General features: G+C 39.2%; 15 protein-coding genes. 6 read left to right on the forward strand and 9 right to left on the reverse strand.

Annotated elements, in window-relative coordinates; genetic code table 11:
- Positions 1 to 74 precede the first annotated feature (74 nt).
- From I8T81_RS16515 to I8T81_RS16535, 5 genes are all read right to left on the reverse strand, one after another.
- The gene (locus I8T81_RS16515) at positions 75 to 647 is read right to left on the reverse strand and encodes an HdeD family acid-resistance protein (RefSeq protein WP_191001735.1); all 573 of its coding nucleotides are present in this window, start codon (positions 645 to 647) and stop codon (positions 75 to 77) included.
- 137 nt (positions 648 to 784) lie between these two features.
- Entirely contained in the window at positions 785 to 1543 is a 759-nt protein-coding gene (locus tag I8T81_RS16520; protein ID WP_174735252.1) for a hypothetical protein, read from the reverse strand.
- Positions 1544 to 1629: 86 nt separating this feature from the next.
- The gene (gene topA, locus I8T81_RS16525) at positions 1630 to 4266 is read right to left on the reverse strand and encodes a type I DNA topoisomerase (protein WP_019458040.1); all 2637 of its coding nucleotides are present in this window, start codon (positions 4264 to 4266) and stop codon (positions 1630 to 1632) included.
- 35 nt (positions 4267 to 4301) lie between these two features.
- Positions 4302 to 4751: a hypothetical protein gene (locus I8T81_RS16530; RefSeq protein WP_004698883.1), complete on the reverse strand. Its 450-nt coding sequence runs from the start codon at positions 4749 to 4751 to the stop codon at positions 4302 to 4304.
- A gap of 147 nt (positions 4752 to 4898) precedes the next feature.
- Positions 4899 to 5276 (reverse strand): winged helix-turn-helix transcriptional regulator, encoded by a 378-nt coding sequence (locus I8T81_RS16535; RefSeq protein ID WP_004698884.1) that lies wholly within the window; start codon positions 5274 to 5276, stop codon positions 4899 to 4901.
- Between the two features lie 99 nt (positions 5277 to 5375).
- Here I8T81_RS16535 and I8T81_RS16540 point away from each other — a divergent pair, with 99 nt between their 5' ends.
- Positions 5376 to 6383, forward strand: coding sequence for a zinc-binding alcohol dehydrogenase family protein (locus I8T81_RS16540; RefSeq protein WP_198071668.1), 1008 nt, complete (start codon positions 5376 to 5378; stop codon positions 6381 to 6383).
- A gap of 54 nt (positions 6384 to 6437) precedes the next feature.
- Here I8T81_RS16540 and I8T81_RS16545 read toward each other — a convergent pair whose 3' ends face one another.
- Positions 6438 to 6683 carry a SlyX family protein gene (locus I8T81_RS16545; RefSeq protein ID WP_004698888.1) on the reverse strand — a complete coding sequence of 82 codons (246 nt, stop codon included), beginning with the start codon at positions 6681 to 6683 and terminating at the stop codon, positions 6438 to 6440.
- 32 nt (positions 6684 to 6715) lie between these two features.
- Between I8T81_RS16545 and I8T81_RS16550 the strand changes: the two genes are divergently transcribed.
- On the forward strand, positions 6716 to 8626 hold the full coding sequence (locus I8T81_RS16550; RefSeq protein WP_198071669.1) for an ATP-binding cassette domain-containing protein: 1911 nt from the start codon (positions 6716 to 6718) through the stop codon (positions 8624 to 8626).
- 16 nt (positions 8627 to 8642) lie between these two features.
- Here the strand turns inward: I8T81_RS16550 and I8T81_RS16555 are convergent, their stop codons facing one another.
- Positions 8643 to 9653 (reverse strand): acyltransferase family protein, encoded by a 1011-nt coding sequence (locus tag I8T81_RS16555; RefSeq protein ID WP_198071670.1) that lies wholly within the window; start codon positions 9651 to 9653, stop codon positions 8643 to 8645.
- Between the two features lie 140 nt (positions 9654 to 9793).
- On the opposite strand from I8T81_RS16555, the gene I8T81_RS16560 reads away from it, so the two are divergent.
- The 3 genes from I8T81_RS16560 (at position 9794) to I8T81_RS16570 (ending at position 12846) form a co-directional block, all read left to right on the forward strand.
- The gene (locus I8T81_RS16560; protein WP_077164947.1) at positions 9794 to 10426 is read left to right on the forward strand and encodes a LysE family translocator; all 633 of its coding nucleotides are present in this window, start codon (positions 9794 to 9796) and stop codon (positions 10424 to 10426) included.
- Between the two features lie 118 nt (positions 10427 to 10544).
- On the forward strand, positions 10545 to 11480 hold the full coding sequence (gene lpxL, locus I8T81_RS16565) for an LpxL/LpxP family Kdo(2)-lipid IV(A) lauroyl/palmitoleoyl acyltransferase (protein ID WP_100290831.1): 936 nt from the start codon (positions 10545 to 10547) through the stop codon (positions 11478 to 11480).
- A gap of 265 nt (positions 11481 to 11745) precedes the next feature.
- Positions 11746 to 12846, forward strand: a complete 1101-nt coding sequence (locus tag I8T81_RS16570) for a glycosyltransferase family 4 protein (RefSeq protein WP_198071671.1) — start codon at positions 11746 to 11748, stop codon at positions 12844 to 12846.
- A gap of 55 nt (positions 12847 to 12901) precedes the next feature.
- Here I8T81_RS16570 and gltP read toward each other — a convergent pair whose 3' ends face one another.
- Entirely contained in the window at positions 12902 to 14188 is a 1287-nt protein-coding gene (gltP, locus tag I8T81_RS16575; RefSeq protein ID WP_004698899.1) for a glutamate/aspartate:proton symporter GltP, read from the reverse strand.
- 691 nt (positions 14189 to 14879) lie between these two features.
- Positions 14880 to 16001: an endonuclease/exonuclease/phosphatase family protein gene (locus I8T81_RS16580; protein ID WP_198071672.1), complete on the reverse strand. Its 1122-nt coding sequence runs from the start codon at positions 15999 to 16001 to the stop codon at positions 14880 to 14882.
- A 187-nt stretch (positions 16002 to 16188) separates the two neighbouring features.
- Between I8T81_RS16580 and asd the strand changes: the two genes are divergently transcribed.
- Positions 16189 to 17307 carry an aspartate-semialdehyde dehydrogenase gene (gene asd / locus I8T81_RS16585; RefSeq protein WP_002053322.1) on the forward strand — a complete coding sequence of 373 codons (1119 nt, stop codon included), beginning with the start codon at positions 16189 to 16191 and terminating at the stop codon, positions 17305 to 17307.
- The last annotated feature ends 29 nt before the right edge of the window (positions 17308 to 17336 follow it).

Consider the following 17336-nt stretch of genomic DNA (forward strand, 5'->3'; position numbering starts at 1 on the left):
ATGCCACGAGATGGACCTTAGCTCACTAAAAACAAAAAAGGACACCTTAAGTGCCCTTTTATTCGTTATTTAATTTAAGAAACTGTTTTTGAGCTAGCAGGCAAATGCTTAATTGCAGAAGCAAGTCCTAAAAAGTTAATGCCCTGAAATAAAATATCCACTGCCAAAAACATTCCCAATACCCAAAACGGTGACTCCTTAGAAACTAAAATTAAAATACCTGTAGCGAGGGTTAATAACCCTGAAAATAAGGTCCAGCCCCACCCTGCAATTGGTCTTAATAAAAATGCGTTTATGGTGCGAATGACCCCAGCAATAATCAGTGCAATCGATAATAGGCTAGTTAAAACTACGGCTGTAGTCACAGGGGTAGAAAATGCGTAATAGCCAGCCATTAAATACAGCACCCCAAAAAGTGCCCAAAGCCATCGGCTACCACCCTTAAATACACTTAAGGCAGCAATCAAATGCAGAACACCGCCTATCATCATCAAAATACCAAATAGGAAAACAACCGAAAATGTTGCAAATGGTAGTGAACTAAATAAGACTAAACCGAAAATAATGAGCACAAAGCCTAATATTAGATACCATTTACGATCAGCATGTAGCTGATTACGAACTAAATCATTACCTACAGTTTTCATCATGGCTACTCTTATTATCAGGTATTAGGAAGTTTATATATTGTCATTATAGTGATTTACTTCACATTTATTATCTGTATAAGATCTGCATCGTTTATTAACAATTGATGTGGATAAAACAGTATTTATCCACAATCTTATTTCAACCAACCAATTTCTTGAGCTGTCGGTAAACCTATTACAGTTTCTTGTAAATCTCTTGGCATTTTATTGGTCTGCTCAGACAATGGAGTTTTACCCCCCATGATTTCTGCTTGCTTTTGTGGGTAAAGAGGTACTTTTTCGGGTTGTGCATAACCCAATGGATAGATCGGCTGACCTGTTTTTAAATCATATTTATCTTTTGCACCAAAGCCATGCAATAACTCATGAACAAGAACAACCTGATTTTCTGATGCCTGCTCACGTGCAGCAAACAAATTGACGCTACCAATACGACCTTTTTCTAAAGCAGTCGAATGCACTAAAACCTTTTGATAAGTTGGATCATAATAATTTAAATAAAGTTTAAGTGACGCTCCGCTATCTTCAGGCTGTTGTTGTCGCCATGCATAAAAACGAAACTTCAAGCTCCACCAGATTACATTCAAAATATTGGCATTTTGCGGAACCACAGGTGGCCGATGCTGTAGTTGTTGCCCTAAACGAATCTCAAAGTTGCTGGAATGTCCACGATAATGCTGTGACCATTCACTTAAATAGCTTTTGAGCGTTTGGAAATCAGCGTTTTGTAACTGATGAATATAAGCTTGCGTGGTTTGTAAACCATCTGCATTTACTGGGTGCAATACCACAACAATAGGCTGATTCCAGTCTTGATTCTGATCTCGCCATGCCTGAACTGCAACGATTAATAAAATAATCAATAGGCATAAAATCCGAATGTTTTTCCACATTCTTTTTCCCCATAAAAATTAAATTTTCTTTTATTGTTGTTGATATAAAAAATGCTAGCTGAGCTAGCATTTTTTAACTGTCTTATTTAGCCTTCAATCCATTTACCGTCTTGGTAAATTAGGCTCCATTTGGTTTGTTTACCTTCTGGTGTTTCAGATCCCACATATTGTGATTGGTTCTTACGACTAAACTTCACAATAGTCGGATTACCTTCAGGATCTACATCTGGAGCTTGTAAAATAAACTGGTATTTTGGATCAAGTTGGTCAGCAACACTACGAAGCTCAGCAACTTTTGGTGCACGTGTTTCACGAATTTTCGGGAACTTACTTGCAGCCAAGAATAGACCAGCAGCACCATCACGTAACACGAAATAGTCATCATGCTTCGTTGAGCGCAAATGTTCCATCTTGATCGGTTCTACACGCGGAGGTGCAGGTTGACCACTCTTCAAGACTTTACGAGTATTGTCACAACTGGTACAAGCGAAATATGGACCAAAGCGACCAGTTTTAAGCTGCATTTCGCCGTCACATTTATCACATGGAATAGTTGGGCCATCATAACCCTTAATCTTGAACTCGCCTTCTTCAAGCTCATAACCATCACAATCTGGATTGTTACCACAGACATGAAGCTTGCGACCACCATCAATCACATAGCTATCCATTGCTGTACCGCATTTTGGACAGCGATGCTTTGACATCAAGTCAGCCGTTTCAGCCCCATCATCATCAGATAACGCAGCTAAAGATTCAACTGGTGTTAAGTTCAAAGTGCCTTTACAGCGTTCTTTAGGCGGCAAGTTGTAACCAGAACAGCCTAAAAATACGCCAGTTGTACCTGTACGAATCTGCATTGGTCGTGAACATTCAGGACAATGTACTGCTGGTACTTCAACTGGCTGGTTACGGCGCATGCCTTGCTCGCCTTGAGCATTGGTCAAACGCTTTTTAAAATCACCATAGAAAGTATCGAGTAACTCTTTCCAGTTACGCTCACCTGTAGCAACTTTATCGAGCTGTCCTTCAAGGTCTGCTGTAAACGCATAGTTCATCAGGTTATTAAAACTTTCATCAAGACGATCTGTCACGATCTCGCCCATCTTCTCTGCAAAAAGACGACGATTTTCTAATTTGACATAACCACGTTCTTGAATGGTAGAAATAATCGCTGCATAAGTCGATGGACGACCAATACTACGTTTTTCAAGTTCTTTTACTAAAGATGCCTCAGTAAAACGTGCAGGCGGCTTAGTAAAGTGCTGACTTGGGTCTAACTTCTCTAATTTTAAGATTTCGCCGACTTTAATAGCTGGCAAAATAATATCGTCATCAGACTTGTTGGCACCACGAACTCGCGTAAAACCATCAAATACAAGCGTACGACCTTTTGCTTTTAACTCAACATTGCCTGCCTCAACTGTTAAAGTTGAAGACAAATATTCTGCTGGTGTCATTTGACAAGCAACAAACTGACGCCAAATCAAGTCATATAAGCGCTGAGCATCACGCTCTACACCCGCAAGTTGATCACCTGTAAGTGAAACATTTGAAGGGCGAATTGCTTCGTGGGCTTCTTGAGCACCCGCTTTGTTACCATAGCGGTTTGGCTTTGCTGGTAAGTATTTTTCACCAAACTGGCTTTCAATATGAGCACGTACCATATTTACAGCGTCATCACTCAAAAACGTTGAGTCCGTACGCATATAGGTAATAAAACCAGCTTCATACAAACGCTGCGCAAGCATCATGGTTTTCTTCACAGAGAAACCTAAGCGTGTACTTGCAGCTTGTTGTAAAGTCGAAGTGATGTATGGTGCACTTGGATTGACCTTAGTCGGCTTATCTTCACGCTGTGCAACTTTATATTCAGCGCCTTTTAAAACTTCTAATAAAGCATCAGTTTCAGCTTTATTTTTCAGTTTAAGCGTTTTACCTGCTTGTCTAACTGCTTCAAGACGGATGTCATCTTTTTTGGCTTGGGTGTCTGCAAAAACTTGCCAGTATTCTTCTGGAATAAAAGCACGAATTTCACGTTCACGTTCCACAACAAGCTTTACAGCAACTGACTGTACGCGACCTGCCGATAAACCACGGGCAATCTTTTCCCAAAGTAATGGCGAAACCATGAAACCCACTACGCGGTCTAAGAAACGACGTGCTTGCTGTGCATTTACACGGTTTAAATCTAGGCGCGTTGGTTGTTTAAATGCTTCTTGAATGGCATTTTTAGTAATTTCGTTAAATACCACACGGTGATAACGACTATCGTCACCACCAATCACTTCGCGTAAGTGCCAAGCGATTGCTTCCCCTTCTCTATCCAAGTCCGTTGCGAGGTAGATTGCATCTGCATCTTTTGCAAGTTTCTTGAGTTCAGCAACAACATTTTCTTTGCCAGGTAGAACCTCATAGTGTGCCTTCCAGTCATGTTCCGGATCGACACCCATACGATTAATCAGCGCAGATTGGGCTTTTTGTTCTTTTTCAGCTTCAGTGAGTTTTGTCCGGGCAGCCGGCTTTTTCTCTGTTGATTTGCTGCCGCCTGTTGGCAAGTCACGTACGTGACCCACAGAAGACTTAACAATGTACTGCGAACCTAAATATTTGTTGATGGTTTTCGCTTTGGCAGGCGACTCCACAATCACTAAGGCACGTTTATGTGCAGCAGAGGCAGTAGATGCTGTGCTTTGAGATGCAGAGCGCGAGGTATTCGCCATATAAAATGTTATTCCTATACCAATAAATTTAAAAATCAGGCTTCAGCCAAGGCCAACAGATAAGCCTTCATCTCATCTAATTGCGTGGCTTTTAGGTCCGATTCCTCATCCCAATAAAGGCCTACACAGTTTGCCTGCATATCAATAGCATAAATCCCTTTTAATGCAATGGGAGAATCATTAAATTTCTCATCGCCCTGCACTACTTTTAATTTTCCGTCTATAACACGAGCACGCATGAGCGTTAAACGAGCATCGGGGATTAATACACTATAATAAGCAACCATGCTGGCACGCTTTTCAGTTGCCATCGGGACATGTGTCCATTCAGGTGCGGCAATTATGCGTGGATGTAGTCCCATTTTACGGGCTTTGTCTCGCATAATACCGAGTGCCTTTTCACGCGGACTCACTCTTAAACCAAAAATTGAGCCTAGCACGAAAAGAACAATGATAACGGTAACCCAAATTCCCATATTGTCCATAGCAAAACCTATTAATCTCTTTTATTAGAGTTGCATAAGCTGACCAGAAAACGCAAGTTACATCATAAAAATAATGTCCCATTAACCTGTGAGGTTAAAAACTACAACATTTTCTCGTAGATATTCTTAGCAATCTAGACACAATATTTAGGCAGACTTTTCAGTTTCAAGAGTGGATAACTTACCGAACCGATCTAGATGGGCATCTCCCCATGTTTTTAAAGCAAGTAAAATCTGCTCAAGACCTTGTCCTAAATCTGTCAGGCTATATTCCACTTTAGGAGGAACTTGAGGATAAACCTCGCGATGAATAATGCCATCTTGTTCTAACTCACGAAGCTGATTGGTGAGCATTCTTTGCGTAATGCTTGGAACTCGTTTACGAATTTCATTGAATCGCAAGGTTCCTTCATTTAGTAAATGCCAAAGAATGACACATTTCCATTTACCATCAATCAAACTGATTGCAGCTTCAACTGAACAACCCGGTGAACAGTCAAAACTTGAATGTCGAGCTTTTGCCATTTTACAGTATCCTTTTTGACACTATGAGCGTTATTTGTCTGTAGTCACTATTTTTAATCTTACGTTATGATCAAACTCTCAACAAGAGGAATTATTATTATGAAAGCTGTCGCATATCAAAAAGCAGGGCCTATTATATCGCCAGAGGTACTCGTAGATATTGAACTCGACACTCCCGTTGCAGAAGGCCATGATCTGCTTGTTCGCGTACAGGCAATTTCAGTCAATCCAGTTGATACCAAAATACGTAAAAATGTAAGTGCCGAATCTGGTTGGAAAGTGCTTGGCTGGGACGCTGTAGGTGTGGTTGAAGCAACTGGAGATAAAGTCACTCAATTTAAAGTAGGTGATGTAGTCTGGTATGCAGGTGCTTTAAATCGCCAAGGCAGTAATAGTGAGTTGCAATTGGTTGATGAACGTATTGTTGGTCATAAACCGAAAAATTTAGAAGTAACTGAAGCGGCTGCTCTTCCTTTAACTGCAATCACAGCTTGGGAAATGCTATTTGATCGTTTACAAGTTCAAAAGAATGCACAAGAAAACACAACAATATTAGTGATTGGTGGGGCTGGTGGTGTAGGTTCTATTACCATTCAACTTCTTAAACAGTTAACTAACCTTACGATTATTGCGACAGCTTCACGCCCTGAAACGAAAGAATGGGTAAAACAACTTGGTGCCGACTATGTATTAGATCATCGTGAGCCTTTAGCACCACAAATCAAACAATTAGGCTTAAATGAACCTTTATATGTATTCTCAACCACTCAAACAGATCAACATTTATCAGATATTGTAGAGTTGATTGCACCACAAGGGCACTTTGGACTCATTGATGACCCTGAGCAGTTAGATATTAAACCGTTTAAATCGAAGTCTGTGTCTGTGCATTGGGAATTTATGTTCACACGTTCAATGTTTCAAACTGCAGATATGCAAAAACAAAGTGAACTATTAAATGAAGTCAGCAAGCTAGTTGAGGAAGGGAAAATCAAAACAACTGTGACTGAAGTTTTAAGCCCTATTAATGCTGAAAATTTAAAACAGATTCATCAACAAATTGAGAGTGGCAAGACAAAAGGGAAAATTGTTTTACACGGTTTTTAACTAAAATTAAAATATCCTCTAGTTAAAAAGGCAAGTATTGAACTTGCCTTTTTATTAATAGTGAGGAGGTTTATTTGTTAATGGGTCAAAAGGCGCAATACCTTCTGATAAATCTGAAGATTCCACTCGTAGGTAAAGTAATTGCATTTGTTTTTTCAAATCAGCTATTTCCTGAGTTTGAATAGCGAGTTGTTGATTTAATTGTTCAACTAAATCATCCAAAAATGTAATTCGCACTTGCAAATCTTCAATGGGTGCGGAAAATGACGCTTGATCATCATGATATGGTGGTTTAGTCATTTAAATCCTCATTTGAGATTCTGGAAAACATTATGGCCTATATTACCCTAAGGGATGTCCAACTTGCTTTTGGCGGACCTGCCCTGCTCGATGGCGCGAACTTTAATCTAGAACGTGGCGAACGAGTCTGTTTAATTGGGCGTAATGGTGAAGGTAAGTCTACTTTACTTAAACTCATCGAGGGAAGCTTATTACCAGATTCTGGTGAAGTTTCTATTCAAAATGGTCTAACGGTTTCTATGTTAGCCCAAGACGTTCCAATGGATTCTGGCAAAGTTGCTGACATTGTGGCAGATGGCGCAGGAGAAGCTGCCGAAGTACTTAGAGCTTACCATGAAGCAACCGATGCTTGTATGCTGGGAGATATGGAAGCTTGCGACCGTATGGGTAACCTTCAGCACAAGCTAGACCAACTAGACGGCTGGGCGCTTGAAAACAAGGTGAATGCTCTACTAAGTAAAATGGGTCTCGACCCAAACGCAGATTTGGCAGACTTATCTGGTGGACGTAAACGTCGTGTTTTACTCGCTCGTGCTCTTTTAACTCAGCCAGACGTATTACTTCTAGACGAACCAACCAACCATTTAGATGTTGAAAGTATTGAATGGTTAGAAAAATTCCTACTCGATCAAAATAATTTAACACTTCTATTTATTTCGCATGATCGTTCTTTTGTAGATAGCATTGCGACTCGAATTGTTGAACTTGACCGCGGCATCCTACGTGGCTACGAAGGTAACTATTCACGCTATTTGGAGCTTAAAGCTCAGCAAATGGAAGCAGAAGAGAAGCAAAATGCTTTATTTGATAAAAAATTAGCTGAAGAAGAGGCTTGGATTCGTCAAGGCATTAAAGCACGTCGTACACGTAACGAAGGTCGTGTTCGTGCATTAAAAGCTTTACGTGAAGAATCAAAAGCACGCCGTTCACAACAAGGCAAAGTGAGCATGGCGACTCAAGAAGCAAATCGCTCAGGTAAATTAGTATTTGATATTGAGCACTTAAGCGTATCTTATGATGATAAACCACTCATCAAAGACTTCTCTACCCTTGTGATGCGTGGTGACCGTATTGGCCTAGTAGGCGATAACGGCGTTGGTAAAACAACGTTAATTAAAGCCATTTTAGGTGAAATCGAGCACGGTGGCTCTGTTAAGACAGGTACGCAGTTAGAAGTTGCCTATTTTGACCAATTACGTAATGCCCTAGACCTTGAAAAAACAGTCATGGCAAACGTTTCAGAGGGTTCTGACTTTGTTGATGTGAATGGCAACCGTCGTCATATCTACAGCTATTTACAAGATTTCTTGTTCTCACCTGAACGTGCACGCACACCAGTAAAAGCCCTTTCTGGCGGTGAGCGTAACCGTATTTTGCTTGCTAAATTATTGCTTAAACCATCGAATCTGATTGTGATGGACGAACCAACCAATGACTTGGATATGGTGACTCTTGAGCTACTTGAAGAGATGCTGTCTGATTACAAAGGCACGCTATTACTTATTTCGCATGACCGCGCATTTATGGACAACGTCGTAACATCTACGTGGGTATTTGATGGCAAAGGTAATATTGCAGAATACATCGGTGGCTACCAAGACTACTTACTACAACGTCCAGATGACAAAGTCGTAGACCAAAAGTCTGACGTTAAAAAAGCTCAGGCAAAAGCTGAAGCTGAAAAAGCCGCTGCTCAAAGTAACGTTAAAAAAGTGAAATTGAGCTATAAGGACCAACGTGAACTTGAGCAACTTCCTGCTGAAATCGAGAAACTGGAAGTTGAACAAGCCGAGCTTTCTGAAAAACTTGCAGATGGTTCATGGTTTGTATCTGATGCAGATACTGCGACCCAAGCAAGCCAACGCCTCGCAGAAATTGAAGAATTACTGCTTGAAAAATTAGAGCGTTGGGATGAACTTGAGCAAATGAGTAAAGGCAGTTAATTAATAAAAAAGGGCTTTAATTAAAGCCCTTTTTTGGATTTAGAATTTCTAGTAATGCCATAAAAGGTTTATAAACAAATAAAGAGATGAAGCGAATTAAACGTTCAAATATCTGTAACTGCAAAATCATACAAGTGAGGATAGCCAAAACAAGACTAATGAAAATATTGATCTCTACCGAATATTTAAAACTTAATTGATGAGTCAAAACAATAATTACAAAACCATGCAATATATAACCTGGCAGCGTTTTTTGGCCTAAACCGATCCAAGGTCGTTTAAAATTTTGAGTGAGTAAAAATATACTCAAAACACCCATAGCCGATAGCAACATAATTACACTGCGAATCAGCATTCCCTGCCATAGATCTACATGTAATTGAAAATATGACAAACTGCCAAATAACCAGTAATAACTATAATGACTTATAGCCGCTACAGCAGTAATGATGAATAATGCGATAACAGCTAATAACTTTGCATAAGGCAACTGCGGAAGATACTGAAAAATGGTTTTGCCATAAACCGCCCCAGCCATAAAAAAAGGCAGAAAAACAAAAATACGACCAATCGAGTAGCTGTAATTATTGATGGGTGAGCATCCAACCAGTAAAGCTAAAATAAGAGAAAATAAAACTGGATATGCCGTCTTTTTTAGGAAGAAAGCGAGAACCGTCCAAGCCACCATGCCAAACAAATACCATAGCACCCAATAAGGCTTAGCAAACCATACCAAATGAAACGACCAATTCCATAAACTTCCGTTATAGAAGGCATCAAGCAATTGAAATAAAAGTTGAAACGGTAAATACAATGATAAAAAGTAAATTAATTTTTCTAGGATTTTCTTTTCTTTAAAAAACATGCCTGATATAAAAATAAAAGCTGGCATATGAACAAAGTAAATGCTCCCTAAAATCGCTTGATTTAGAGGTTCGTTCCAGCCAATTAACCTTTCAAGGTAATGACCCAATACAACCAGAAAAATTAAGACACCTTTTGTGGCATCGATATGGAGATTTCTCATAAATTTCTATGAATTCAGGATATTCATATCATACTGAATTATTCTTATTTTTTGATTCAAAAAGACAATCAATAAAGTTTCGCTGTATACAAAATAATTATGATATACCTACCAGTATAATAATATTTAAGGATATTTCCGTGCTAGATCTCTCTCAAATTTTGGCATTCGGACTCATTTGCTTGGCGATGGTACTCACCCCGGGTCCAAACATGATTTATCTTATCTCTCGTTCCATTAGTCAGGGCAAACTCGCAGGTTTTATTTCCCTAGGTGGCGTTGCGGTTGGTTTTGTATTTTATATGCTCTGCGCTTCTTTCGGGATTACGGCACTTGTGGTCGCAGTTCCCTATGCCTATGACACGATTCGTATTGTAGGTGCCTTATATTTACTATGGCTTGCATGGAAAGCCTTACGTCCAAATGCAGCGCCTATTTTCAGTGTAAAAGACTTATCTATCGATTCACCATTAAAATTATTTTTAATGGGCTTTTTGACAAATTTACTGAATCCAAAAATTGCAATTATGTATTTGTCTTTATTGCCACAGTTTATTCACCCACAACAAGGCAGTATTTTAGCGCAGTCCATTCAACTCGGGACCATACAAATTTTTGTAAGTGTTTCAGTCAATGCACTGATTGTGTTTTCTGCAGGTAGCATTGCGCTCTTTCTACAGCAAAAACCATTTTGGGCCAGCATTCAACGCTGGATTATGGGGACTGTGTTAGCCGGACTCGCTGTTCGTATTCTTTTAGAACACCGCCGATAACTTACTTTATTTGTCTTTCTTTGCTAGAACCTTTCAATTTCCCCCTGTGTATTACGACGATAAATTCAGTTCGTGATACACTTTTGGCAGTTTTAACTTTTAGATTTTTTATATCGTTATGAGCCAAAAGCAGCCCTATACGCCCGGTGAGTTTCAGTGGTCCTTTTTATTACCTAAATATTGGGGTGTATGGATTGCGATTACTTTCCTCATGCTTTTGGCTATTTTACCGTGGGCGATTCAATGGCGTTTGGCTCACGGGTTAGCAAATATCGCTTGGAAATATTTAAAATCTCGTCGCAAAACCACTATTCGTAATTTAGAAGTTTGCTTTCCCGAGTGGTCATCTGAAAAAGTACAGCAACAAGCAAAACAAGTTTTTGTAGATATGATGCTTGGTATTTTTGAGACCTTAAACGCTTGGTATAAACCTTACTGGTTTAAAAACCGTGTCACGATTGAAGGCTTAGAGCACATTACCAATGCTCAAGTACAAGGCAAAGGCGTTTTATTACTGGGAACTCACAGTACTTTGCTTGATGCTGGTGGTTATGTATGTGCTCAATATTTTGAGCCAGATGTTGTGTATCGTCCTCAAAATAATCCTCTTCTCGACATGCTGATTTATCGCTGTCGAGCAACGATTTACAAAGCTCAAATCGATCATGATGATATGCGGGGCTTAATTCGCCACCTTAAAGATGGTGATGCCATTTGGTATAGTCCCGACCAAGATTTCGGACTCAAGCAAGGCGTTATGGCACCGTTTTTTGGAGTGCCAGCTGCTACAGTCACGGCCCACCGTCGTTTATTAAAAATTTCAAAAGCAGTTGCAGTCCCTTTATATTTTTATCGTCATGGCGATGTACAGAATCCTAAATATCATATCTTGATTGAACCTGCGGTCGACAATATGCCAAGCGAAGATGAAGTCGATGATGCAACCCGTGTAAATAAGATTATTGAGAATCAGCTTCGCATCGCACCAACTCAATATATGTGGTTTCATCGTCGATTTAAGACACGTCCTGAGGGATATGAAGAGATCTATTAAGATAAAACTGTAATGGTTTTAAAGTGGTAGTAAACACAGCCTCAATTTAAAGTGAAACTCAAATACTTTCGAATACGCAGACCTTACTTGTTAGGGATAAAAAGTAAGCAAAAATCCTTTGTTCCGCTGATGTTACTTCCATGTAACACAGCGAAACAGCGACATCCATGTCGCTAACACGATAGTAAATTCTGGATAATGATTTAGCTTGAAATGATGTATCTGTAAATGGTCCATCTTTTATAAATGTATAAGGCAAAAAACAATGAAAGTGATGCAACTTCTCCCAGAACTCAATAGCGGTGGCGTAGAACGCGGCACAATAGAAATTGCACGCGCGCTCGTTGCACAAGGCCACCAATCATTGGTTGTTTCAAACGGTGGTCGCTTGGTCTCACAGCTCGAAGCTGAAGGTTCTAAACACTTAACACTACCGATTCATAAAAAATCTTTATCGAGCTTATGGCAGATCCGCCCTTTACGTCGACTTATTGAAGAGCATCAGCCCGATATTGTTCATGTACGCTCACGTGTGCCAGCTTGGCTTACCCATTTTGCCTTAAAAGGAATACCAGCACATAAGCGCCCTCACCTCATTAGCACAGTACATGGTTTCTATTCAGTTAATCGTTATAGTGCAATTATGACTCAGGCCGAGAAAGTGATTGCCGTTTCTGACAGCGTAGTTAAATATATCACTGACCATTATAAAAACTGTCCACCACAAGATATTGTCCGGATTTATCGAGGAATTGATCCTGCTGCTTTTCCGCATAACTATCAACCTTCAGCACAGTGGTTTAATCAGGTTTTTAATGACTTTCCTGAACTCGAAAATAAATTTTTACTATGCTTGCCTGGTCGTATTACCCGCTTAAAGGGACATGAAAGCTTAATTGAGTTAATGCAACAACTTCAGTCGCAATATCCTCAATTACATGCTGTGGTTGTGGGTGGTGCCGATGCTAAAAAACAGGCTTATTTAAGTGAGCTGCAAAGCACCATTCAAAACAAAGGACTCGCAGATAAGATCACCTTTGTAGGACATCGCTCAGATATACGCGAATGGCTCGCTTTTAGCAACATCGTGCTCTCTCTATCCAATCAAGCAGAAACATTCGGTAGAACAGCATTAGAAGCGCTGTCAGTCGGTACGCCGGTGATTGGCTGGAACCGTGGAGGTGTTGCGGAGATTTTATCGAATGTATATCCACAAGGTCTTGTTGAAGCTGAAAATGAAAAAGCCTTAGTAGAAAAAGTAAAACATCATATTGAACAACCTCAAACAGTTGCTCCTGTAACAATGTTCAGTTTAAAAGATATGTGCGATCAGACCCTTGAGCTATATCAAAGTGTACTGAAATAACGTAATAAAAAACCCGCGATGATCGCGGGTTTTTTACAACTAAAAGAAAGCAGTCTTATTTAAATGTTGCTTCATAAGCAGCAGCTTTTTCATAGTCGTATTGTTTTTCCCATTTACTGATTACAAGTACCGCAAGCGCGTTACCTACAACGTTCAACGCAGTACGAGCCATATCCATAATACGGTCAACACCAGCAATAAATGCTAGGCCTTCTACAGGAATACCAACACTACCTAATGTCGCTAATAACACTACGAATGATACACCAGGAACACCTGCAATACCTTTAGAAGTAATCATTAATGTTACAACCAAAATAACTTGTTGGCTGATTGACATTTCGATACCGTAAAGCTGTGCAATAAAGATTGCTGCAATACTTTGGTAAAGCGTAGAACCGTCAAGGTTAAATGAATAACCTGTTGGGATTACAAAACTAGAAATCGCTTTTGGCGCGCCATAAGCTTCCATTTTTTGCATAATACGCGGTAAAACTGTTTCCGAACTTGCAGTCGAATACGCCAAAATTAATTCATCTTTCAAGATCTTAAGCAAAGTAAAGATATTGATACTGAACATTTTTGCAGTTAAACCAAGTACCACTAAAGCAAAGAACAAGATTGCACCGTAAACCAATACAACCAACTTACCTAATGGAATAAGTGAAGCGAAACCGAAGTTTGCAACAGTTACAGCGATCAAACCAAACACACCCACTGGTGCATATTTCATGATGATATGCGTTACACGGAACATTGTTTCCGATACAGCATGAAATACATTTAATAATGGGTCTTTAGTTGTAGCTGGTAATGAAGATAGACCAATACCAAAAAGTACAGCAAAGAAAATCACTGGTAACATTTCGCCATGCGCCATCGAACTAATAATGTTCGTTGGGATAAGCGATAATATTGTCTGCATGATGCCATGAGACTGTGACTGAACTTCTTCAGTTGTATGCTTATATTGAGAAATATCTGTTTGAACCAGCTGAGACATATCAATGCCTGAACCTGGATGGAAGATATTCGCTGCAACTAAGCCAACCAAAATAGCAATAGTAGTAATAATTTCGAAATAGAGAATGGTTTTAAAACCAAGACGCCCTAGACTTTTTGTACTGCCTACACCAGCAATACCTAAAATCAATGTAGAGAAAACGATTGGAATAACAATCATTTTAATCAGGCTAATAAAGATCTTACCTAATGGAGTAAGAACGTTATTTACAATGCTATCTTTGATTTCAGGCTGATTATGTAAAACAGCCCCGACAACTATCCCTAGGATTAAAGCAATTAAAATTTGCCACGCAAGGCTAAATTTAAAATTCTTCATAAGACAATCCTTATGCACCGCAAAGTATCAAATATGAGAGGGAGAAGAACACTATTTTTATAGTGAAACCTCAATATGTACACTAATTTCCAAACAGAAATTTAAATGCACAAGCAAATCACAACCCGCCGATCCGGCGAAGTAAACAACAATGCCTGTTGACGATCCAACATGTCAACGATCGGCACATTCTATTGAGATTTGCCAATTAAACAAGTCCAATTTGTACCTAAATAGATCAAAGCCTATATTTATTCTTCAATAATCTATAAAAACAAAAACTTATTTAAAAAAATTTTTGTATCTATTTTCATTGAAAAAGGGCTCGGATATATAAAAAAATTTATGGACTACTACCTATAATTAAATAGATTTTTAAATTAAGAGAACCTTAAAATATTTCTTTAATTTATAATTAATTAAATGGTACTTATATAAAATATCAACCCGAGTTCTGCGTCCTGCAAAACTCGGGTAAATGAGGTTGTGCTTTCAGGGTATATAATTCTTTTTATCGCTTCCGTTCTAACATCTTATCCGTGATGTCATTCCATATCAGCTTAGTGCATCCTTACTTGGGATAATCCATTCCCGCTTCCGTGTGCCGATGAATGTAGAATACGGGTTTTAGCTCTCCCTGCCTATTGGACCTAGACTCAAATCTTTGTACGATATTGCTTACAACTCGCTTTTATATACTTTTCCCTTTATAAGGTTCTGTAATTTCATCAGTCACGACTTTTTCTTCTTTTTCAGCCTTAGCAATACCCTCTTGTATTGCAGCTTTAGCTTCTTTTGCATCTTCTTCAGTTTCTTCAACTTCTTCTTGAATCTGCTCAAATATTCGTCCTGTTTGTAAAACCACATAAACAGGAAAATGGTCCGATCCAATATGAGATAAACGTTGCATCTTTATCAAACCAAAATCTGTGCTATGAAAGATATGATCAAGTGACCAGCGCAATAAAGGATAGTCTGCATGAAAAGTATTTATAAAATGTCGTCCAACACGCGGATCGAGCAACCCACTAATACGTTGAAATAAACGAGTTGTGCGGGACCATGCGACATCGTTTAGATCTCCCATCACGATACAACTTTCATCTAGATCTTTAATCTGATCTCCAACAATTAAAAGCTCCGCATCTCGTAGTGTTGAATCTTTTGCTTCAGTTGGACTTGGTGGTTTAGGATGCAAACAGTAGAGCTGAACATGCATTCCAGAGGGCAAGATTACAGTGGTATGAATAGAAGGAATTTCATTACTTAGAATGAACTTGACCTCTGTATTTTTAAGAGGGAGTCGACTATATAAATGCATGCCATATAAGTTATCTAGAGGGACTGGCACACGGTATGAATAATCTTCTTCAATTTCTTTTAGAGCATTTTCCCAAGTCTTGTCAGTTTCTAACGTCAATAATAAATCAGGTTTTAATGTCCGCACATGCTCAAGTAATAAATGATATTTATCATTAGGTGTGAGTACATTAGAAACAATCAGTGAAATTTGCTTTTGAGGATCTAATTGCTTTGGTTTAACTTTTTTAACCTGCTTTTTCCAAAACAATGTATAAGGTAAAACCATTTTAAGTTGATAAGCAATTGCTGCGATAAGTACCGCAAGTAAAATCTCACGCCATAGATTCCATTCAGTTGGCCAAAACAACATGCCCATTAAAGCAATTAGTCCAACAAACAAAATTTGTAACCGTGGAAAATCAGCGCCTCGAAACCACCACTCATCACGAGGGATCAGTGACCAGAAAGTCAACCAAATCACCACTACAGACACAACTTCGATATAAATCATTGAAATTTCTCTTTTAAGATGATTTGTTTTTTAATGTTTTTGTCATCTTTATCAATTTTGTATGTAACATAAACAAGATATTCTACTCAATAAAATTGCTGTTTTGATTCTGTAACGCTTGCAGTTGTGAGCACTTTTGATACACTCAACTCCCCCTAACAATTTTAACGCACCGAGGCAAAATGACATGAAAGTAGGTCTGGTCGGTTGGCGCGGGATGGTCGGTTCCGTCCTTATGCAACGTATGGTTGAAGAGAATGATTTTGCTCATATTGAGCCATTCTATTTCTCTACCAGTAATGCAGGTGGTGAAGCTCCTTCATTTGGTGGTAAGACTGCTCCAGCACTTATGGAAGCTACAGACATTACCAGTCTGAAGCAAATGGATGTCATTATTACCTGCCAAGGTGGCGACTACACATCTGAAGTTTTCCCACAGTTAAAAGCAACTGGTTGGGATGGCTACTGGATTGATGCAGCATCTACTTTACGTATGTCTGATGATGCAATCATCGTTCTTGATCCGGTTAACCTTAACGTGATTAAAGACGGTTTAGCGAAAGGTACTAAAACTTTCGTTGGTGGTAACTGTACCGTATCACTTATGTTGATGGGTGTAGGCGCACTTTTCCAAAACAATTTGGTTGAGTGGATGACTGCTATGACTTATCAAGCAGCATCAGGTGCTGGCGCACAAAACATGCGTGAGTTGTTAACAGGTATGGGTTACTTATACAACAATACCAAGACTTTGTTAGATGATCCTAAATCTGCAATTCTTGATATTGACCGTCAAGTTGCTGAGTTACAACGTGGTGAAGGCTTCCCTTCTGCAAACTTTGGTGTGCCACTTGCGGGCTCATTAATTCCTTACATTGATAAACAGCTTGAAAGCGGTCAATCTAAAGAAGAGTGGAAAGGTCAAGTTGAAACCAACAAGATTTTAGGTAACTCTCAAATCGTTCCTATTGATGGTCACTGTGTTCGTATCGGTGCAATGCGTTGCCACTCTCAAGCATTAACGATCAAACTGAAAAAAGATGTTCCGCTTGATGAGATCGAAGATATGATTCGTAACTCAAACCAGTGGGCTAAAGTTGTACCAAATACACGTGAAGCATCGATGACCGATCTTACACCTGTAGCTGTGACTGGTACCTTAACTGTACCTGTAGGCCGTTTACGTAAACTCAATATGGGTAAAGAATATCTCGGTGCATTCACAGTAGGCGATCAGCTACTTTGGGGTGCTGCTGAACCTTTACGTCGTATGTTACGTATTTTAGTTGAATACAAAAGCTCATAATTTGACCTGAATTATTCAGTCAAAATAAA

The sequence above is a fragment of the Acinetobacter seifertii genome (genome assembly GCF_016064815.1).
Lineage (GTDB): Bacteria > Pseudomonadota > Gammaproteobacteria > Pseudomonadales > Moraxellaceae > Acinetobacter > Acinetobacter seifertii.